Here is a 20,144-nt window from a genome sequence, read left to right as displayed (position 1 = left end):
TCCACAGGGATTTTGGCGACCGTGGAAAATAGCGGTCAGGACAGGACGAACAATGTCGGGTCCAGCCCTCTCGACGGGCCTGCGCCCCTGGGCAGGAACTGCTTGACGCCATGCAGGGCAACCACCTGATTTTTCTGGACGATGGGCGCGGCGATCAGACGCATGGCGCATTCGCCGCCATCCGCCGGGCGGATGTCGACGTCCAGCGTGAAGCCGCGCCGGTGGCGGATGGCATAGGCGCGGAGCTGTTCCATCGCGGTGCGGCTGTCCGGTGAATAGAGCGCGATCGCCAGCGGGCGGGGGACGATGCTGTCCCGTTCCAGCCCGAAAATATCATAGACGCCATCGGTCCAGTTGAGGCTGTCGTCGGTCAGGTCGCAATGCCACAGGCCCAGGCCCCGTTCCGCCAGCGCTTCGTCGTCGCGCGCCAGCCGGTCATCCAGCATCACCGGCGCCAGATGCTCGCGCAGGGCATAGAGCGGCCAGCTATGGTGCAGCGGAAGAGGCTCGGTCGGGCGCAAGGTTGAATCCTTTTCTGTCAGGATCGCACCATGAGGCGATTTGGTTAAAACTAAGTGGATCGCACCAGTCGCGCAACGAAAAAGCCGTCCGTGCCGCCCTGTGCCGTGAGTGTTTCGGGCAGGGTGCGGACCCAGCCCCGCGCCGTGGGGGCGATGCCCTCGGGCAATTCGGTGGGGGTGGCGGGGGCGGAGGTGAAATCCGGATGCGCGTTCAGGAAATGCGCGACCTGCTCCTCGCCTTCCGCCTGTTCGAGCGAGCAGGTGGCGTAGATCAGCATGCCGCCGGGCTTCAGCCATGGGGCGGCGCGGGCCAGCAGTTCCGCTTGCAGCTCGGCCAGGTCCGCGATCTGGCGCGGGCCGATGCGGTGCAGCACGTCCGGGTGGCGGCGGTAGATGCCGGTGGCGGTGCAGGGCGCGTCGAGCAGGATGGCGTCGGCGGGGGCGTCGGGCGCCCATGTGCGCAGGTCGGCCTGCGCGATTTCGGCGGACAGGCCGGTGCGGGCCAGATTTTCGCTGAGGCGTTCGAGCCGCTTTTTCGATTGATCGACGGCGGTGACGCGCCAGCCGGCACTGGCGAGTTGCATGGTCTTGCCGCCCGGTGCGGCGCAGAGGTCGAGGACGTGGCGCCCTTCCCCCCTGCCCAGCAGGCGGGCGGGGGTGGAGGCGGCGAGATCCTGCACCCACCAGGCGCCCTCGGCAAAACCGGGGAGATCGGGGATGTTCGCGCCTTCGGGCAGGCGGACATGGCCGGGGGCGAAGCTCTGGCCGTGCAGCTGCTCGGTCCAATGGGCGGTCTGCGCGGGGTCGCGCAGGGTCAGGTCCACCGGCGGGCGGGCGGCATAGGCCTGCGCGGCGGCTTGCGGCATCGCCTCGCCCCACTGCCCGGCCCAGCGGGCCGTAACCTCGGCCGGCAGGGTCGGGGGTGAGGGCAGGGCGGGATTGGCGCGGGTCAGCGTGCCGAAGACGCCATGGACCAGCTTGCGCGGGCCGCCGTCGACCAGCGGCAACGCGGTGGCGATGGCGGCATGGGGGGCGGTGCCGAGCGCGATGGTCTGAATGAGCGCTATGCGCAGGACCATGCGGGCCTTGGCATCGTGCGGGAGCGGCTGACGGGTGGCGCTGTCGATCAGCGCGTCGAGATCGGGCAGGTGGCGCAGCGTCTCGGCAACGATGGCGTGGACAAGAGCGCGGTCAGCCGGGGGCAGGCCCTGCGCGGCGCCGTGCAGCGCAAGTTCCAGCGGGTCGCCCCGCCGCAGCACGGCATCGAGCAGGCGCAGGGCGGCGCGGCGGGCGGGGAGGCCGGGGACGTCTTCGGAGCGTGGGGATTTTGCCATCAGCGCCGATTAGGCCAGATTGGCCGCGAAGTTAACCTCTGTCGCGTCGGAGGGGATCAAGGGCGCTTGATTTGCGCTTTAGGGGCGTCACCGGAGCGGGGGCCGGAGACAGGGCGGAGGCGCGCTGCGTGATGACCGGCGCGCCCATGTCCTGCGCCAGATCTTCCAGCGCGGCAATGCGCTTTTCCGTGGCGGGGTGGGTGGAGAAGAGTTCGCTCACATGCACCGGCACGATGTAGAGCTGGGCGGCGGCGGGATTGCGCTCGGCGACCGGGTTGGGGATCATTTCCGCCCGGCCCGAAATCTTGGCGAGGGCGGAGGCGAGAGCGCGCGGGTTGCCGCTGATCTCCGCGCCCGCGGCGTCCGCGCCATATTCGCGGGTGCGGCTGATCGCCATCTGCACGATCATCGCCGCGAAGGGGGCGACGATCACCGCCAGCAGGGTCGCGACCATGTTGCTGTGGCCATTTTCATTGTGCCCACCGCGAAAGAACAGCCCGAAATTGGCGAGCATGGAGATCGCGCCCGCAATCGTCGCCACCATCGTCATGATCAGCGTGTCGCGGTTGCGCACATGGCCCAGTTCATGCGCCATGACGCCGGCCACTTCGTCCCGGCTCAGCATGGACAGCAGGCCAGTGGTGGCGGCCACGGCGGCATGCTGCGGGTCGCGGCCGGTGGCGAAGGCATTGGGATGCGGTTCGTCGATCAGATAGACGCGGGGCATGGGAAGTTTCGCGCGCTGCGCCAGTTCCGCGACGAGATTGTAGAATTCCGGCGCGCTGGTCGCGTCCACTTCCCGCGCATGGTGCATCGACAGCACGATCCTGTCGGCGTTCCAGAAGGTGAACAGGTTCATGCCTGCCGCCACCAGCAGCGCGATTACCGCCCCGCCGCTGCCGCCCAGCGTATAGCCCAACGCCATGAACAGCGCCGTCAGCGCCGACAACAGCATCACCGTCCGAAAACCACTCACTTGCGTAAATCTCCCTGGCGGCCCACTTAGCGGGCAGGTGTGAATATGGGGTGACGGAGCTTGCCCCGCAATCGAAAGGATGGATCGATGGGAACCTTCAACGGCAAGCGCCCCGCGCATGTGAAGCCGCCCGCGCATCTTTCCAAGAGCCCGCCCGTGCCGCAGCCGGACCCCATCGACCAGCTGTCCCGCCATGACGAGGAATTGAGCCCGGTTCGCTATGGCGACTGGGAACGCAAGGGAATCGCTATCGATTTTTGACCGGTCGGTTCCGGTTGGGCGAAACACGGTTAACGGCTCATCGCTGTTTGGGCACAGTTGGCGATGGCCTGTGCCGATGGTGCGAGGGGTTTTCCGTCCGCCCCTAGCCTTTTGCGCTGCAAAATGGGCAGTTTCCCCTTGAGCGGAAAGCAGAACATATCGGGGCGCGAGTAAAGTGAACGTGGTTGCGGAAATCAATGTGAGGTCGGTTTCGGATTATGCGCCGGAGGATGCGGCGCTGCTCTGTGCGGTGGGGCGACTGGTCTGCGCCTGGACGATGCTGGAACAGAGCCTGGAGGCCAAGGTCGGCATGATGCGCGAATCCATGGGGGATGTGCGGACCGTGGGCGCCCGTATGCGTCCGGGCATGACCAAATTGATGACCGAATTGCGGACCATGGTGGCGATGCGGGACCGGCGCAACGCCAGCGCATTGATGGAAATATCGGATATAGAGCGCGACATGCAGAGGATCGACCGGTTCCGGTCGCTCATCATCGGCGGCTTTCAGCAGCCCGCGCCCGGCGGCTTCACCTGCCGCGATGCGCGGAATAACCAATCGCATGTGTCGCTCGAACAATTGGAAGCGGAGATTGGCTCGCTCGAAATGGTGGCGCAGCGTCTGCTGGCTGTCTGAACGGGTTAAATAATCCTCCACGCTTCATCTTTAGGAGAGGGGCGGAATTTCTGTCCGCACTTTTTTGAGCGGTTTTACTTTGCGTGAACCGTTCTGCTACCCTTGAATCATATTTCCACTGGCTGCTTGCCGGCAGCTTTGGAAATGCGTCAGCGAGAATGGAGACTTGATGTCCTACAGACCGATTCGCAAAGCCGTTTTCCCCGTCGCGGGTCTCGGCACGCGCTTTCTTCCGGCGACCAAGTCCGTGCCCAAGGAATTGCTGCCGGTCGTTGACCGTCCGCTGATCCAATATGCGGTCGACGAGGCGCGGGAGGCGGGGATCGAGCAGATGATCTTCGTCACCGGGCGCGGCAAGGGTGCGATCGAGGATTATTTCGACATGGCCTATGAGGCCGAAGCGACGCAGCGCGAGCGGGGCAAGGACCTGTCCGCGCTGGAGGGCACCCGCCTGTCGCCGGGTAATGCGGTGTTCCTGCGCCAGCAGGAGCCGCTGGGCCTGGGCCATGCGATCTGGTGCGCGCGTGATATTGTGGGCGACGAGCCGTTCGCGATCCTGCTGCCGGACGAGTTCATGAAGGGTGCGCCGGGTCGCGGCTGCCTCAAGCAGATGGTCGAAGCCTATGACAAGGTCGGCGGCAATCTGGTCTGCGCGCTGGAGGTGCCGATGGCCGACACGCCGAGCTATGGCGTGATCGATCCGGGTGCGCGTGATGGGGCGCTGACCGAGGTGAAGGGGCTGGTGGAAAAGCCGGCGCCGGGGACCGCGCCGTCCAACCTGATCCTGCCGGGCCGCTATATCCTCCAGCCGGAGGTCATGAAGATTTTGGAGACGCAGGAAAAGGGCGCGGGCGGCGAGATCCAGTTGACCGATGCCATGGCGTCGATGATCGGGAGCCAGCCTTTCCATGGCGTGACCTTCGACGGGCGGCGGTTCGATTGCGGGTCGAAAGCGGGCTATATCGAGGCCAATCTGGCGCTGGCGCTGGATCGCGAGGATCTGGGCGACCATATCCGCGAGTTCGCGCTGGCGGAGCTGGGTGTCAGCGGGATCGCCGCTGCGGCTTGAACGGTCGGGATTAGGGACGGGGGCGGTCCGGCTTTGTGCCGGGCCGTCCTTTTTTGTGGCTGAGTTGGGTGGGTTAGGGGACTGGCGGGTATCGGATTAGTTTCAGGAAATCAGACGAAAAATTATCCGTCATGCCAGCGAAAAGGCTTTGAAGACATGGAAGCGCGCATGGAAGATCCGGCTCATTGAGGAGAGCAATCCTCAATGGCGGAATATTCGGACCTCATCCCCTGACGGCCTGAGACCCCAGCCTTCGCTGGGGTGACGACAAGGGGACGGTGATGCCGGATGATCTGGATGTCCGCAAATGGCCGATAGCAGCCATCCGCTTGATAAAAAAAGGCGGCGCATCGGGGGCGCCGCCTTTTTTGTTCCGGGACACCGTTCCTTCAGAACGGGACTTCGTCATCCAGATCATTGTCGAAATTCGGCCCGCCCGCGCTGCCGCGACCGCTGCCCGAGGAGCGGCCCGAACCGCTGCCGCCGCCGAAGCCGCCGCCGCCGAAATCGTCATAGTCGTTGCCGCCGCTGAAGCTGCCCGAGCTGGCGCCCCAGTCGCTGCCGCCGCCCTGCGAGCGACCGCCGCCGCCATAGCCGCCACCCTGGCCACCGCCACCGCCCGGCGCGCCGTCCAGCATGGTCAGCACCGCGCCCGGCCCCTGCAACACGACTTCGGTGGTGTAGCGGTCATTGCCCGACTGGTCCTGCCATTTGCGGGTGCGCAGTTGGCCCTCGATATAGACCTTCGACCCCTTGCGCAGGAAGCGTTCGGCGACGCCCGCCAGACCTTCGGAGAAGATCGAGACGCTGTGCCATTCGGTGCGCTCCTTGCGCTCACCCGACATGCGGTCTTTCCATGTTTCGGAGGTCGCGATGCGCAGATTGCACACCTTGCCGCCATTCTGGAAGCTCTTCACTTCCGGGTCGGCGCCCAGATTGCCTACCAGAATGACCTTGTTGACCGAACCCGCCATGTTTCCTCCGATGCGTTAGCCGGTCCTTATAGAACGCTCTCGGGCGGACGCTACCCTAAACCGAGCGCCACGGCGGTCCAATAAGTCAGCCCGGCGGCGGCATAGGCCAGCGCGAACAGGTATCCGATCATGAACATCGGCCACTTCCAGCCATTGGTTTCGCGGCGGGTGACGGCGATGGTCGAAATGCACTGCGGCGCGAACACGAACCAGGCGAGGAAGGCCAGCGCCGTCGCCAGCGACCAGCGGCCTTGCAGCCGTTCGCCCAGCGTGCGGTTCATCGCGTCCTCATCATCGCCCGCATCGATGGCGTAGACGGTGGCGATCGCCGACACGGCGACTTCCCGCGCCGCCATGGAGGGCAGCAGGGCCAGGCTGATGTCGCGGTTGAAGCCGATCGGTTCGACCAGCACATGGATGCCGCCCGCGATCCGGCCGGCAATGCTGTATTCGCTCTGGCGCATACCGGCGGGCGCCTGCGGGAAGCTGGCCAGCACCCAGAGGATGATGTTGGTCATCAGGATGATGGTGCCTGCGCGCTTCAGGAAGATGATGGCGCGCTGCCACAGGCCGATGACGATGTCCTGCGGGCGGGGCCACTGATATTTCGGCATTTCCATCAGGAAGCCGCCGCTCTGTCCCTTGGTCACGGTCAGGCGCAGCGCCCAGGCGGCGACCATCGCGCCGACGATGCCGGCCACATAGAGCAGGAACAGCACCAGCCCTTGCAGGCCGATGCCCGGCCCCACGCTGCGCGCCGGGATGAAGGCCGCGATGATGAGGCCATAGACCGGCAGCCGCGCCGAGCAGGTCATCAGCGGTGCAATCAGGATGGTGGTCAGCCGATCCTTCGAATCGGCGATGGTGCGCGTCGCCATGATCCCCGGCACCGCGCAGGCGAAGGAGGAGAGGAGCGGGATGAACGCCCGGCCCGACAGGCCGACCCGCGCCATCAGCGCGTCCATCAGGAAGGCGGCGCGGGCCATATAGCCGGTCGCCTCCAGCATCAGGATGAAGAAGAAGAGGATGAGGATCTGCGGCAGGAACACCACCACCGCGCCGACCCCGCCGACGACGCCCTGCAACAGGAAGTCGTGGAGAATGCCCGGCGGCAGGATGGCGGTGACGGTTTCGCCCAGCGCCGTGACCCAGCCCTCCATCATGTCGGCGGGCGCGGCGGCCCAGCTGAACACCGCCTGGAACATCACGAACAGCAGCGCCAGCAGGATGACGAAACCGGCGACGGGATGCAGCAGCACGCGGTCGACCGCCGCCGTCATCCGGCGGGATGGGGTTTCGCGGACGATGGCGGCGCGGGCGATGCGGCGGGCTTCCTTGCGCAGGCCGTCGAAATCAAGCTGGTCGGTCGAGGCGCGGACTTTGCCCGCGCTGCCGTCGAGCATCGATTCCAGTTCGGTGCGCAGATGGTCGAGACCGCGCTTGCGCACCGCGACGGTGGAGATCACCGGCACGCCCAGTTCGCGCGAAAGGATGGCGGCGTCCAGTTCCAGCCCGTCGCGGGTGGCCAGATCGACCATGTTGAGCGCCACCACGGTCGGCAGGCCAAGCGCGATCAACTCCAGTGCGAAGCGGAGGTGATTGTCGAGATTGGAGGCGTCGACCACCACCACCAGCGCGTCGGGCAGGCGTTCGCCCTGCTGCTTGCCCAGGATGACGTCGCGCGTCACCTGTTCGTCGGGGCTGGTCGGGTTGAGGCTGTAGGTACCGGGCAGGTCGACCAGCTCGATCGGGCGGCCGTCCGACAGGGAGAAGCGGCCCGCCTTGCGCTCCACGGTGACGCCGGGATAATTGCCCAGCTTCTGCCGCGCGCCGGTCAGGGCGTTGAACAGGGCGCTCTTGCCGGCATTGGGATTGCCGACCAGCGCGATCAGCGGCAGGCCGGTCATGCGTCCTCTTCTTCCGTGGGCCCCGTGCGGACGGTGATGGCGGCGGCATGGTTGCGGCGCATCGCCACGGTCATGCGCCCCACCTTGCAGGCAATCGGCCCGCGCCCCAACAGGCCGCCATGGTGCAGCGCCTCCACGCTGGCGCCTTCGCACAGGCCGAATTCGCGAAGCCGCTGTCCGTCGGACGCGGACAGGGCGTTCCAGTCGATCAGGTCCACATAAGCGGGTTGGCGCAGCGGCAGGTCGGTCAGGCGCAAGGGTAAGGCACTCGTCAAAAACTTCTGCGAGTGACTATCAATACCGATTGCAAAAGGCCAGCGGGAATCGCTGTTCTTCGGTGGCGGATCAGATGGCGGGGTAGCGCAACCGCCCGATGAAGCGCGACAGGCTGAGCCGCTCGCCGCCGCCAATGCCTTTCCACCGGGCCTTGGCGCGTTCGAAGCGCATCACGCCCTCGATCCGGCGGGCCAGGAAGGCGCGGGTTTCGGCCCAGTCCTCGCTCTCGTCATCGACGAAAACCAGCAGGGTCGCGGCATAGACCCCCGCCAGCGTCATGCGCTTGGTATAATGGTTGAGGTCGGTCGTCTCATCGCCCGCCGCGCGCCACATGCCGTCCGCCGCGCGCCACCCCAGCTTCGCGGCGCGGGCGGCGTTGCGCGGCATGGCGAGGATCGCCTGCGCCCGGCGCAGCGCTTCGCGGTCGCGCGCCAGCAAGGTGAGGCGGGCTTCGATGAGCGCGAGGATGCGCTTGCGAATCGAGAGCGCCGCTAGCTTTTCGGGTGGCAGCATGGCCAGCATCCGCGCGTCGACGCTGGCGAACCAGGCGTCGATCATGTCCATGGTCCCGCCCGGAAAGGCGAGCCCGGCAATGTCGGCATCGATGCCGCATTGCTCCGCCGCCATGGTCACGGCCTCGGCGCGCCAGCCATCGAAGGCGGCGTGGCGGGGCAATATCGGGGCGAGCGCGGCGCGCACTTCGTCCAGCGTCATGTCTTCGTGCGTCGGGGTCATGGGCGGGGTTCTACGCCCGGCCGGGCAGGCGCACAAGCACCAGCGCCACGCCCACGGCGCAGGCGCCGATCAAGTCGGTGGGGGTCAGCAGTTCGTGGAACAGGACCCAGCCGAACAGCGCCGAAACCACGGGTTGCAGCAACAGGCTGAGGCCCAGCACCAGCGGCGGGAACCAGGCGATGGCATAGGTCAGCAGGCCCTGACCGATGAGCTGGCTGGACAAGGCAAGCGCGATCACCGGGGTCCAGTTGCCCGGCATCACCCGCTCGCCCAGCCAGAGAGCGAGGAGCAGCAGGGGCAGCGCGCCGGTGAGGCTGGAGCCGGCCAGGATGGACCAGCTGTTCAGCCGCTGCCGAACATTCTGCACCACCAGCAGATAGCCGGTGTAAAATATCCCCGCGAGCAGGCAGAACAGGTCGCCGCGCAGATAATGGGGAGAGAGTTCATAGCTGCCGCCCATCATGATCGCCGCGCCGATGGCCGCCAGGATCAACGCGACCGCCTGGGGGGCGCGGGGAATCTGGCGCAGCACCAGCAGGCCCCAGAGCGGCAGGAGGATGGCGCTCATATTGCCGAAAATGGCGGCGTTGGTGACCTTGGTCAGCGGAATGCCCAGATGCCAGGTGGCGAGGTCGGCGGCGAAGAACAGCCCGGCGAGCAGCATCGCGCCGCAATCGCGGGCACCGGGGCGCGCGGCCTTCAGGCCCGGAAGGGCCAGCAGCAGCAGGAAGGGCAGCGCCAGGGTCAGCCGCCAGAACGCCGCCGCCACCGGTCCCACGTCGGACAGGCGCACCAGCACCGGCCCCAGAGGCAGGAAGACATTAGCCAGAATCAGCGCTGGGAAAGCAAATCTTGGGCCGCGGGCGCGAGGGGCGGGGGTTGAAGGAACCATGGCGGCTCCCTAGCTGGCTTCAGCATCGATGTCCCGTTGCAATTTGCAACTTTCGAAAGGGAATTTCTTCATGACCCATCTGTTCGAACCCGTCCGGCTCGGCGCGGTCCACGCACCCAATCGCGTGCTGATGGCGCCGCTGACCCGCGCCCGCGCGACACGCGCCCATGTGCCGACGTCCATCATGGCGGACTATTATCGGCAGCGCGCGTCGGCGGGCCTCATCATCAGCGAAGGCGTCGGCGTGTCGCAGCAGGGCATGGGCTGGCCCCATGCGCCGGGTCTCTGGTCGGCGGAGCAGGTCGAAGCGTGGCAGCCGGTGACGGCGGCGGTGCATGAGGCGGGCGGGCGGATCTTCGCCCAGCTCTGGCATATGGGACGACTGGTCCATTCCAGCGTGACGGGCGAGCAGCCGGTCGCGCCCAGCCCGATCACCGCGCCCGGCCATGCCCATAGCTATGAAGGCAACAAGCCTTATGAACAGCCCCGCGCACTGAACGCCGAGGAGATTCCGGCGCTGGTGGAGAGCTTTGCGACGGCGGCGCGTAACGCCATCGCGGCGGGGTTCGACGGGGTGCAGATTCACGGCGCCAACGGCTATGTGATCGACGAATTCCTGCGCGACGGCACCAACAAGCGTGAGGATGCCTATGGCGGTTCGCCCGAAAACCGCGTGCGGCTGCTCAAGGAAATCACCCAGGCGGTGGCCGATGCCATCGGCGCCGACCGCACGGCGGTTCGCCTGTCGCTGAACGGCGATACCCAGGGGACTGACGACAGCGATCCGGCCAGCCTGTCGCTGGCAGTGGCGCAGGCGCTGGAGCCGATCGGCATCGCTTTCCTGGAACTGCGCGAATTGCGGCCGGACGGCACGCGCGGCGCCAGCGACGTGCCGCGCCAGTCGCCGCTGATCCGCCAGCATTTCACCGGGCCGCTGGTGCTCAACAGCGATTATGACGTCGCGCGGGCGCAGGCCGATCTGGACAGCGGGCTGGCGCAGGCGATCAGCTTCGGTCGGCCTTTCATTTCCAATCCCGACCTGCCTGAGCGGCTTTCCACGGGCGCGGTGCTTAACGATATAAGGCAGGCGACGCTCTATACCCAGGGCGCGGAGGGCTATGTCGACTATCCCGCGCTGGAAGCGGCCTGAACAAAAAAGGGGCCGCGCAACGGCGGCCCCTTTTTTTATCGACGCGCCTGTCAGGCGCCGAATTTTTCGCGCAGGGCGAGCATGGCGATGGCGGCCTTCGCCGCTTCGCCGCCCTTGTCTTTTTCGCTGCTGCGGGCGCGGGTCAGGGCCTGCGCCTCGTTTTCCACGGTCAATATGCCGTTGCCGATGGCGATGCCGTCCATGCCGAGCGCCATCAGGCCACGCGCGCTTTCGTTCGACACCACTTCGAAATGATAGGTTTCGCCGCGGATCACCACGCCGATGGCGACGAAGCCGTCATAGCGCCCGCTTTCCGCCGCCAGCGCCACAGCGCCGGGGATTTCCAGCGCGCCGGGAACCGTCACCACTTCATATTTATGGCCTTCCGCTTCCAGCGCGGCGACCGCGCCCTCGATCAGCAGGTCGTTCAGATGGTCGTAGAAGCGCGCTTCGACGATCAGGAATTTTGCCATGGGTAGCGCTCCTTAAAGCTCGATTGCCCGTTGCCCAACCACGGCGAGGTCATAGCCGTCAAGCGCGATCAGGCTGTGATGCGAATTGCTGAGCAGGATCATGTCATGCACGCCAAGGTCGGCCAGAATCTGCGCGCCGACGCCATAGTCGCGCAATTCATCCATGCCCGTCCCCGGCTGGCCGGCATGGTGACGCAGGATGCGGGAGACGAAATCGCCCGGCGACTGGCTGGTCAGGACGACGATGATGCCCGAACCCTGCTCGGCGATGATCTCCATCGACTTGGCGAGCAAGCCGTCGCGAGGACCCGACGCGCCATAGACATCGTCGAGCAGCGACAGCTGATGCATACGGACCAGCGTGGGTTCATCCTGGCTGACATTGCCCTTCTGCAGCACCATCTGCTCGGTCTGGGTCGCCTTGTTGAAGAAGCTGATCGCCTTCCAGTCGCCGCCCCATTTGCTGTTGAAGATGGTTTCGGCACGGCGTTCGACCATGTGATCGTGCCGGCGGCGATAGGCGATGAGGTCGCGGATCGTGCCGATCTTCATCTTGTGCTTCTGGGCGAAGGGGATGAGATCGTCGAGACGGGCCATGGTGCCGTCATCCTTCATCACCTCGCAGATCACGCCGGACGGGTTCAAGCCCGCGAGGCGGGCGACGTCGACCGCCGCTTCGGTATGGCCGGTGCGCACCAGCACGCCGCCGTCCCTGGCGACCAGCGGGAAGACATGGCCGGGGGTCACGATGTCGTCCGCGCTCTTCGACCCGTCGATCGCGACGGAGATGGTGCGGGCGCGGTCGGCTGCGCTGATGCCGGTGGTGACGCCCTCGCGCGCCTCGATCGACACGGTGAAAGCGGTTTCGTGGCGGGTGCCGTTGTTGCGGCTCATGAGGTCGAGGCCCAATTCCTCGATCCGCGCCTTGGTCATCGCCAGGCAGATGAGGCCGCGGCCATGGGTGGCCATGAAGTTGATCGCATCGGGCGTCGCCATCTGCGCGGGGATGACGAGGTCGCCTTCATTTTCCCGGTCCTCGTCATCGACCAGGATGAACATGCGGCCGTTGCGGGCTTCGTTGATGATCTCTTCAGGGCTGGCGAGCGCGGTGCCTCCCTCCCGCTTGGCGAGATAGGCTTCGAGTTTGCCCAGCGTCTCCGCCGTGGGGTTCCAGTCCGCCTCGCCCAGCTTGCGCAGCGAATTGGCGTGAAGGCCGGCGGCGCGGGCCAGGCCGGAACGGGACATGCCGCCGTCAGTGACAAGCGAGCGAACGGTATCGATCAGTGCGGACGACATGGCAACGACTCCTTACCCGGATGGGTTGGCGCCGCTTATCACACTGCAATGTGATTATGGCAAGAGATAATCACATTGCTACCATTTTTGCGGGAGATTAACGGCGCAAACTCTGCATCCGGTCGAGATAACGCGCCAGCACGTCGATCTCCAGATTGAGGGCGCGGCCTTCGGTGAGACTGTCCAATGTCGTGGCGGCGGCGGTGTGCGGGATGATGTTCAGCCCGAAATGCACACTGCCGTCGGCCTGGTCCTCGACGGTGTTGACGGTCAGCGAAATGCCGTCGACGGTGATCGATCCCTTTGCGGCGAGCGCGGGCGCCAGCGCGGCGGGGGCGGCGATGACGAGGCGGGTCGAATCCCCCTCCGCCGTGGCGGACACCAGCGTGCCGATGCCATCGACATGGCCCGTGACGATATGGCCGCCCAACTCATCCCCGACCTTCAGCGCGCGTTCCAGGTTGAGACGTCCGCCCTGCGCCCACAGGCCCGGCGCGGTGCGGGCGACGGTTTCGGCGGACAGATCGACCGCGAACCAGTCGGCGCCCTTTTCCACCACGGTCAGGCAGGCGCCGGAACAGGCGATGGACGCGCCGATGGCGACGCCCTCCATCTCATAGGCGCAGCCGATGACGAGACGCAGGTCGCCCCGCTGCTCCGCCGTGCGAATGGTGCCGATGTCGGTGATGATGCCGGTGAACATGAAGCGGGGCCTGTCAATTCCGTGGGACGTGGGCGGTGATCTAGGCGTTCCGGCTTCTCAGGTAAACCTCCAGCCGGTCATTGCCCAATTGCCGCTCGTCATCGAGGCGCCAGCGGCCATGCGCATCGGCCAGATCGGTAAGGCCGATGGCGCCGATCCCCGCCAGCCCGTCGCCGATCAGGACCGGCGCGCGATAGAGCAGCAGCCGGTCGACCAGATCGGCGCGCAGAAAGGCGGCGGCCGTCTGCGCGCCGCCTTCGACCAGCAGATGATCGACATGGGCCAGGGTGGCGATGTCCTCCGGCGCGGCGATCTTCTCCCAGCCCTTTGGCGTCTTGCCGTGGCTCAGCAGCAGGCGGCGGGGCGAGCGATCCTCGAGCCCGGGCAGGCGCACGTCGAGGCGCGGCGCGTCGGCGCGCAAGGTGCCGCCGCCGACCAATATGGCGTCATGGCGCGCCCGCTCCAGATGGGCGTGGGCGCGGGCCTCCGGTCCGGTGATCCAGCGGCTGGACCCGTCCGCCAGCGCGATCCGGCCGTCCAGCGACAGGCCGAGCTTGAGCGTCACCGCCGGTCGGCCCAGCGTCTGACGCAGCACGAAGCCGCGCATGGCCGCCGCTGCTTCCTCCGCCATCAGACCCATTTCGACCGCGATGCCGCGCTGGCGCAGCCAGGCGGCGCCCTGCCCATCGGTGCGCGGATCGGGATCGCGCAGCGCGATCACGACGCGGCGCACGCCGGCGCGGGCCATCAGATCGGCGCAGCGCGGACCGCGCGGGGACAGGTGGAAGCAGGGCTCCAGCGTCACATAGGCGGTGGCGCCGCGGGCGCGGTCCATCGCCTGATCCAGCGCCTGCGCCTCGGCATGGGGACGGCCCCCCCTCTGCGTCCAGCCGCGCCCGACCACCCGGCCGTGCTTGACGATCAGGCAGCCGACATTGGGGTTGGGCGTGGAAAGCCCGCGTCCCCGTTCCGACAGGGCGATGGCGGCGGCCATGAAGCGCCGGTCCGCTGCGGAATCGGCGGGGGGGATTGCGGCTTTGCTGCGGGGGCTCAGGGCTGTTTCGCTCCTGCCGCGGGCTTTTCTTCCGCTTCGGCCTTGGCCAGCCGGGCGTCGAGCTGGGCGTTGACATATTTCAACGCCTCTTGATGGCGCGCGCCGTTGCGGGCGGCTTCCTCCTTCCACTCGATGCCGAAGGCGTCGGCGAAACCCTGCATCCGCTTCTGCTGCTTGGCCAGCGCCGCCTCGCTCTTGGCAAGGTCGATCTTCTGCTGGAGGATGATCGCCGCGTCGGAACGGTTGGCGTCCCAGCTCTGGACATAGATGATCTTGTTGCGCGTCGGCATGGTGTTGGTGTTGGCGTCGACGATGAAGGCCCAGATGATGACCCAGGTGAACGCGACGGACAGGCCGAGCAACGGCCATTTATGGGGCCGGTCCTTGCCAAAATAACTCCACAGATCGCTGAGTGCGCTCTTGGGGGACACGGGACGGGGGAAGATCGCCATGGCGCCGATATAGGATAAGGCGGGGCCGGATGCAAAAGCGCTGTTGTCCGATGCGGCCATGCCCGGCCCCTTTGCCCTGATTTCAGACGTCTGCGAGGCGGAATGTAACGGTCAGCACCCGGCTGGAGCCGATCGCCACGCCGTCCCGAGTCGCGGGGCGGAAGCGCCATTTGCGCAAGGCATGACGCTGGGTCGCGACCCAGAAGGCATCGTCCGTGGCCGACAGTCGTTCTATGCCGGTGACATGGCCATCCGGGCCGATGGCCACGCGGACGGTGACCTTGCCCTCCATTCCCTGGCGGATCATCGCGCCGGGATAGTCAGGCTGGAACGCCGCCAGGGCACGCGGGTCGATCGATGCTTCGACCAGCACCGGATCGGGCAGGGTCGGCGTGACCGGCGGGGTGACGATGGTGGCTGTCCCACCGCCTGTGCCGCTTGTGGCAAGAGGGTCTTCCTTGACCGCGAAAGGGTTGGCCGGGGTGTCGATGACCGGCTTGACCGCCATGATGGCCGGACCGCCTTCGGGGGGCTTGGCGTGGGTTTCGGGGACGAATGTCTCCGGTGGCGGCGGGACGGGGTCGGGCACGTCATAGGTGGTCAGCGTGCCGCCGGTGAAGGGCGCGATCATCTCTCTGGGCATCAGCAGAAGCACCCCGACGACCAAGGCATGGACGGCCACAGCGCCGCCTATGCCGATGGGGGATCGGTTGCCCCTCCTGTAGCCGGAAAGCCGCTCGTCGCCTGTCGTCCCGCCTGCCGTCCGCAACGTCATCAGTCGCATCTCGCATCCTCCTGTTTTGCGAATCTCTTGGGAATCGCAATGTAATGATACAACATTATTCAATGATATGTTGCAACATCATTTTTTGGGAGCGAACCGCCTTTGAAGGAAGGGCGTTTAAAGCAACGTATCGATGGCGTGGATGGCTAAACCGACCAGACCGCCGACCAGCGTGCCGTTGATACGAATATATTGCAGGTCGCGGCCGACCGCATGTTCCAGTCGGCTGGTGACGGTGCCCGCGTCCCAGCCGCGCACCGTTTCGCTGACCAGAGTCACGATGGAGTCTCCGTAGGTCGCTGTCGCTCCAACCGCTGCACGGCGCATGAAGCGATTGAGGAGCAGCCGCAGCCGGGCGTCCTCCTGCAAGGTGCCGCCCAATTGGCGGAGCGCTTCGCCCAGCCGCCCCGCCATCGCCTTGCCCGGATCGCGGACCGCGCGCAGCAGGCCGGTGCGCGCCTGTTCCCACAGGCCGTCGATCCAGCGCTGCATGGCCGGATTGTCGACGATTTCGTCGCGGATACGGGCGACACGGGCGTGCATCTCCAGGTCGAATTGCAGGTCGGCGGCGAGCTTCGCCATGCCTTCCTCGGCCTTCAGGCGCAGGCTGTGGCCGGGGTCCTGCGCCATGTCGGTCAACAGCTTGCGCAGCCCGTCGATGATCGCATTGGCGAGATTCTCGTCAAGACCCGTCCAGCGCATGATCTTGCCGGATCGGTCGTGCACCATCTGGCGGATCAGATGGTCGTTCGCTTCCAGCGTGCGGTCGGCCCAGTGGATGAGGCTGTCCATCACCGGAGCGTGGCGGCCGTCGCGCATCGCAGCCTCCAGCGCCTGGCCGATCAGCGGGGCCAGGTTCATCCCGCGCAGCCGCTGGGCGATGGCGCCCTTCACCATGCCGCCCAACCGTTCCTGATCCAGCGTCTCCAGTAGATCGGCAGCAAGGCGGGAGGCGCTTTCGCGCAGCCGCCCGTCGCCGCCGGAGGGACTGGCGAGGAAGCGCCCCGCCGCTCCCGCCACGTCCAGCCGCTGCATCCGCCGGGCGACGACGGTGGGGGTCAGGAAATTGTCGCGCAGGAACAAGGCGAGCGTGTCCCCGATCCGGTCCTTGTTGCGCGGAATGATCGCGGTATGCGGGATCGGCAGGCCCAGCGGGTGACGGAACAGCGCCGTCACCGCGAACCAGTCGGCCAGGCCGCCGACCATCGCCGCCTCGGCAAAGGCCTGGACGAAGCCGATGGCGGGATGCAGGTGCACCGTCGCCCGCGCGCCGAGGAACAGCGCCGCCATTGCCAGCAGCATGCCGGTCGCCACCAGCCGCATGCGCCGGGCCGGATGGACTGGGCTGTCGGCATCGGGCCGGGCCATGGACCGGGATGGAGCAAGCAGCTTCATGACGAACCAACGGTTACGCCGCCGTTTCGTTCAGGCAAGCACTTCTTTTCCGGGCGCTTCGTTATTCCGCCGGCTGCGCTTCGCCCGGGCGGCCATCGCCGGGCTTGTAGGTCAGCAGGCGTCGGCCAAGGCGCGGACCGACCCATTCCTCAATCCCCAGCGCAAGGCTGAAGCATGCCGGCACGATCACCAGCGTCAGCACGGTGGACAGCAGCAGCCCGCCGATCACGGTGATCCCCATGGGCGCGCGCCACGCGCCGTCGCCGCCCAGCGACAGGGCGGTGGGCACCATGCCCGCCACCATCGCCACCGTGGTCATGACGATCGGCTGGGCGCGCTTGTGCCCGGCGTCGATGATCGCCTCCAGCTTGGGCACGCCCTTGCCGATCTCCTCCAGCGCGAAGTCGATGACGAGGATCGAGTTCTTGGCGACGATGCCCAGCAGCATCAGCAGGCCGATGAACACCGGCATCGACAGCGGTTGCCCGGCGATATGCAGCGCCAGCGCCCCGCCCAGCGGCGCCAGCAGCAGCGACCCCAGGTTCACGAAGGGCGGCATCAGCCGCTTGTAGAGCAGCGTCAGCACCGCCAGCACCAGCAGGATGCCGGAAATCACAGCGATGACGAAATTCTGGATCATCTCCGCTTCGAACTTGCTGTCGCCAATATTGATCTTCTGCACGCCCTGAATCCTGCCGTCCAGAACCGCCTTCATCGTCGGCAGGGCGTTGATCTTGGCCATGGCCTGGCTGGTGACGACGCCGGGGGCGAGGTCGGCGCCGACGACGATGCGGCGGATCTGGTTGTAGCGGCGGATCTGCGTCGGCCCGGCGCCGAATTCGATGTCGGCGACGACCTTCAGCGGGACCGAGCCGCCATTGACCGTGGGCACCGGCATATTCTCGATCGTGGCGATGTCGCGGCGGCTGTGTTCCGCGATCGATACGCGGATCGGGATCTGCCGGTCCGACAGGGAGAATTTGGCGCTGTTCTGGTCGATGTCGCCGATGGTCGCGACGCGGATCGTCTGGCTGAGCGCGGCGGTCGTCACGCCCATGCTGGCGGCCAGGTCGAAGCGCGGCTTGATGACGATTTCGGGCCGGTTCATGTCGCCCTGCACGCGCGGCGCGCGGATCAGGGAAATGCCCGCCATTTCCTTGACCAGCCGATTCGCGGTCCTTTCCAGCAGGGCCGGATCGTCGCTGCCGAACATGATGATGATGTCCCGACCGAAACCGCCGCCCGATTGCGACTGGAAATTGACCCGCGCGTCGGCGACCTGCTGGAATTTGGGCGCGACCTTGCGTTCCCATTCGACCGAACTGGTGGGCCGGTCCTTGCGCAGCGTCAGGAAGATGTCGGCGCCGGTCGTCTGGATGTCGGCGAAGGCGGCGTCGACCGTGTCCTTGTCGGCGGCCAGCATGTCCGCGACCTTGCGGGTGATGGCTGTGGTCTGCTCCAGCGTGCTGCCCGGCACGGTTTCGATCTTCACCTGACTGAAATCCGTGTCCATGCTTGGCTGGAACGACATGGGCAGGGTGCCAAAGGCGACGATGGTCGCGATGAAGGCCAATATGCCCAGGCCCATCGTCCAGATGCGATGGTCGCGAAGCCAGGCGGTCAGGCGCGCCCGGCCACCGCGGGCGCGGTGGGCGATGGCGCGGCGTTCGTCGAGCGACCAGCGCAATATCGCCATATAGACATCCATCAGCCAGCCTTCGCCATGGCTTTCCTGGCCATGGGCCTTGAGGAAATAGGCGGCGACCATCGGCGTGATCAGGCGCGCGACCGCCAGGCTGAGCAGCACCGCCACGACCACCGTCAGGCCGAACTGGATGAAGAACTGACCGGAAATGCCCGGCATCATGCCGACCGGCAGGAACACCGCGACGATCGCCATGGTGGTCGCCAGCACGGCGAGGCCGATTTCGTCGGCGGCGTCGATGGCGGCCTGATAGGCGCTTTTGCCCATGCGCATGTGGCGGACGATATTCTCGATCTCCACAATGGCGTCGTCGACCAGCACGCCCGCGACCAGGCTGAGCGCCAGCAGCGAGGTCATGTTGAGCGTGAAGCCCATCATGTCCATGAACCAGAAGGCGGGAATGGCGGAGAGCGGGATGGCCAGCGCAGAAATGATCGTCGCGCGCCAGTCGCGCAGGAACAGGAAGACGATGACGACCGCCAGCACCGCGCCCTCGATCATCGACTGCATGGCGCTGTGATACTGGTTCTTGGTATATTCGACGCTGGTATAAAGCTGCTTGTACTGGACCTTGGGATTTTCCTTCTTGAGCTGGTCCAGCACCTTCATCGCGTCGTCGAACACGGTAACGTCGGACGACCCCTTCGCCTTTTCCATGCTGAAGCTGGTCACCTGCCGCCCGTTCATCAGCCCCAGCGAGCGCTGTTCGGCATACATGTCGCGCACATCGGCCAGATCGGCGAGCTTGACGGTGCGGCCGCCGGAAATGGCGATCTGGGTCTGGCCCAGCGCATAGGCGTCGCGGGCGTTGCCGAGCACGCGGATCGCCTGTTCGGCGCCGGCGATTTCAGTGCGCCCGCCCGCGGCGTTCAGGTTCACCTGCTGAAGCTGCTGATTGACCTGGCTGGCCGTGATGCCGTGGGACTGGAGCTTGACCGGGTCCAGGATGACGCGGATCTCGCGGCTGACGCCGCCGCCGCGCTTGACCGCCGCCATGCCGGGCACCGCCAGCAGCCGCTTGGCGACGGTGTTGTCGACATACCAGGACAGCTCCTCCAGCGTCATGTCGGTGGCTTCGGCGCTGAAATAGGCGATCGGGCCGCCGTCGATGTCGACGCGGCTGACCTGCGGTTCCAATATCCCTTCGGGCAGGTCGCTGCGGATCTGGTCGACGGCGTTCTTCACATCGTTGACGGCGCGGTCGACCGGCGTGCCGATCTGGAACTGGACACTGGTGTGGGATTCGCCCTCCGACACCCAGGAGGTGATTTCATCGACGCCGCTGATGCCGCGCACCGCGGCTTCGATGCGCTGGGTGACCTGGGTTTCCAGTTCGGTCGGGGCAGCGCCGGGTTGCAGCACGACGACGCTCGCCATGGGGAAACTGACGTCGGGCTGCTGATTGACGTCCATCCGGCTGAAGCTGACCATCCCGGCCAGCAGCAGCGCCACGAACATCACGAGCGGCGGCACCGGATTGCGAATGGCCCAGGCGGAAATATTACGAAAACTCATGTCGGCTTCCTCGCCTGCCGGGCGGCGCGCGGAAC

The 20,144-nt window shown here is 66.4% G+C and carries 20 protein-coding genes; 4 read left to right on the top strand and 16 right to left on the bottom strand.

What is annotated here, in order from left to right; translation table 11 throughout:
* Positions 1–35 precede the first annotated feature (35 nt).
* From F7P65_RS14575 to htpX, 3 genes are read right to left on the bottom strand one after another with little or no spacing between them, the layout of a single operon-like run.
* Positions 36–521 carry a PAS domain-containing protein gene (locus F7P65_RS14575; RefSeq protein WP_150292961.1) on the bottom strand — a complete coding sequence of 162 codons (486 nt, stop codon included), beginning with the start codon at positions 519–521 and terminating at the stop codon, positions 36–38.
* Positions 522–571: 50 nt separating this feature from the next.
* Positions 572–1,855 carry an RsmB/NOP family class I SAM-dependent RNA methyltransferase gene (locus F7P65_RS14570; RefSeq protein ID WP_150292959.1) on the bottom strand — a complete coding sequence of 428 codons (1,284 nt, stop codon included), beginning with the start codon at positions 1,853–1,855 and terminating at the stop codon, positions 572–574.
* A 31-nt stretch (positions 1,856–1,886) separates the two neighbouring features.
* Positions 1,887–2,810, bottom strand: coding sequence for a zinc metalloprotease HtpX (htpX, locus tag F7P65_RS14565; RefSeq protein ID WP_150293102.1), 924 nt, complete (start codon positions 2,808–2,810; stop codon positions 1,887–1,889).
* Between the two features lie 108 nt (positions 2,811–2,918).
* Between htpX and F7P65_RS14560 the strand changes: the two genes are divergently transcribed.
* The 3 genes from F7P65_RS14560 to F7P65_RS14550 all read left to right on the top strand — a co-directional run bounded on the left by F7P65_RS14560 (position 2,919) and on the right by F7P65_RS14550 (position 4,798).
* A complete protein-coding gene (locus F7P65_RS14560) occupies positions 2,919–3,092 on the top strand; it encodes a DUF1674 domain-containing protein (RefSeq protein WP_150292957.1) in 174 nt (57 codons plus the stop codon).
* A 199-nt stretch (positions 3,093–3,291) separates the two neighbouring features.
* Entirely contained in the window at positions 3,292–3,729 is a 438-nt protein-coding gene (locus F7P65_RS14555) for a hypothetical protein (RefSeq protein WP_150292955.1), read from the top strand.
* Positions 3,730–3,898: 169 nt separating this feature from the next.
* Complete coding sequence (locus F7P65_RS14550) at positions 3,899–4,798, top strand: UTP--glucose-1-phosphate uridylyltransferase (RefSeq protein WP_150292953.1); 900 nt, start codon at positions 3,899–3,901, stop codon at positions 4,796–4,798.
* Positions 4,799–5,187: 389 nt separating this feature from the next.
* Here the strand turns inward: F7P65_RS14550 and ssb are convergent, their stop codons facing one another.
* The 5 genes from ssb to F7P65_RS14525 form a co-directional block, all read right to left on the bottom strand.
* A complete protein-coding gene (gene ssb / locus F7P65_RS14545; RefSeq protein ID WP_150292950.1) occupies positions 5,188–5,772 on the bottom strand; it encodes a single-stranded DNA-binding protein in 585 nt (194 codons plus the stop codon).
* Between the two features lie 50 nt (positions 5,773–5,822).
* Positions 5,823–7,679, bottom strand: a complete 1,857-nt coding sequence (gene feoB, locus F7P65_RS14540) for a ferrous iron transporter B (protein ID WP_150292948.1) — start codon at positions 7,677–7,679, stop codon at positions 5,823–5,825.
* Positions 7,676–7,936, bottom strand: coding sequence for a FeoA family protein (locus F7P65_RS14535; RefSeq protein ID WP_150292946.1), 261 nt, complete (start codon positions 7,934–7,936; stop codon positions 7,676–7,678). The genes feoB and F7P65_RS14535 overlap by 4 nt, the downstream gene beginning before the upstream one ends.
* A gap of 88 nt (positions 7,937–8,024) precedes the next feature.
* Positions 8,025–8,690, bottom strand: a complete 666-nt coding sequence (locus tag F7P65_RS14530) for a COQ9 family protein (RefSeq protein WP_150292944.1) — start codon at positions 8,688–8,690, stop codon at positions 8,025–8,027.
* A gap of 10 nt (positions 8,691–8,700) precedes the next feature.
* Positions 8,701–9,582, bottom strand: a complete 882-nt coding sequence (locus tag F7P65_RS14525; RefSeq protein WP_150292942.1) for a DMT family transporter — start codon at positions 9,580–9,582, stop codon at positions 8,701–8,703.
* A 70-nt stretch (positions 9,583–9,652) separates the two neighbouring features.
* On the opposite strand from F7P65_RS14525, the gene F7P65_RS14520 reads away from it, so the two are divergent.
* The gene (locus tag F7P65_RS14520) at positions 9,653–10,732 is read left to right on the top strand and encodes an alkene reductase (RefSeq protein WP_150292940.1); all 1,080 of its coding nucleotides are present in this window, start codon (positions 9,653–9,655) and stop codon (positions 10,730–10,732) included.
* 50 nt (positions 10,733–10,782) lie between these two features.
* Here the strand turns inward: F7P65_RS14520 and ribH are convergent, their stop codons facing one another.
* The 8 genes from ribH to F7P65_RS14480 all read right to left on the bottom strand — a co-directional run bounded on the left by ribH (position 10,783) and on the right by F7P65_RS14480 (position 20,109).
* The gene (gene ribH, locus F7P65_RS14515) at positions 10,783–11,205 is read right to left on the bottom strand and encodes a 6,7-dimethyl-8-ribityllumazine synthase (protein WP_150292938.1); all 423 of its coding nucleotides are present in this window, start codon (positions 11,203–11,205) and stop codon (positions 10,783–10,785) included.
* Positions 11,206–11,217: 12 nt separating this feature from the next.
* A complete protein-coding gene (gene ribB, locus F7P65_RS14510; protein ID WP_150292936.1) occupies positions 11,218–12,501 on the bottom strand; it encodes a 3,4-dihydroxy-2-butanone-4-phosphate synthase in 1,284 nt (427 codons plus the stop codon).
* Positions 12,502–12,598: 97 nt separating this feature from the next.
* The gene (locus F7P65_RS14505) at positions 12,599–13,204 is read right to left on the bottom strand and encodes a riboflavin synthase (RefSeq protein ID WP_150292934.1); all 606 of its coding nucleotides are present in this window, start codon (positions 13,202–13,204) and stop codon (positions 12,599–12,601) included.
* Positions 13,205–13,244: 40 nt separating this feature from the next.
* Complete coding sequence (gene ribD, locus F7P65_RS14500; protein WP_150292932.1) at positions 13,245–14,198, bottom strand: bifunctional diaminohydroxyphosphoribosylaminopyrimidine deaminase/5-amino-6-(5-phosphoribosylamino)uracil reductase RibD; 954 nt, start codon at positions 14,196–14,198, stop codon at positions 13,245–13,247.
* Between the two features lie 56 nt (positions 14,199–14,254).
* Positions 14,255–14,770 carry a hypothetical protein gene (locus F7P65_RS14495; RefSeq protein WP_150292930.1) on the bottom strand — a complete coding sequence of 172 codons (516 nt, stop codon included), beginning with the start codon at positions 14,768–14,770 and terminating at the stop codon, positions 14,255–14,257.
* A 22-nt stretch (positions 14,771–14,792) separates the two neighbouring features.
* The gene (locus F7P65_RS14490; protein ID WP_150292928.1) at positions 14,793–15,494 is read right to left on the bottom strand and encodes an energy transducer TonB; all 702 of its coding nucleotides are present in this window, start codon (positions 15,492–15,494) and stop codon (positions 14,793–14,795) included.
* A 117-nt stretch (positions 15,495–15,611) separates the two neighbouring features.
* The gene (locus tag F7P65_RS14485) at positions 15,612–16,889 is read right to left on the bottom strand and encodes a DUF445 domain-containing protein (protein WP_150292925.1); all 1,278 of its coding nucleotides are present in this window, start codon (positions 16,887–16,889) and stop codon (positions 15,612–15,614) included.
* Between the two features lie 61 nt (positions 16,890–16,950).
* Complete coding sequence (locus tag F7P65_RS14480) at positions 16,951–20,109, bottom strand: efflux RND transporter permease subunit (RefSeq protein WP_150292923.1); 3,159 nt, start codon at positions 20,107–20,109, stop codon at positions 16,951–16,953.
* Positions 20,110–20,144 lie beyond the last annotated feature (35 nt).

This window comes from Sphingobium estronivorans, from assembly GCF_008692605.1.
Classification (GTDB): Bacteria; Pseudomonadota; Alphaproteobacteria; order Sphingomonadales; family Sphingomonadaceae; genus Sphingobium; species Sphingobium estronivorans.
This window is presented reverse-complemented; position numbering and strand designations above follow the sequence as displayed.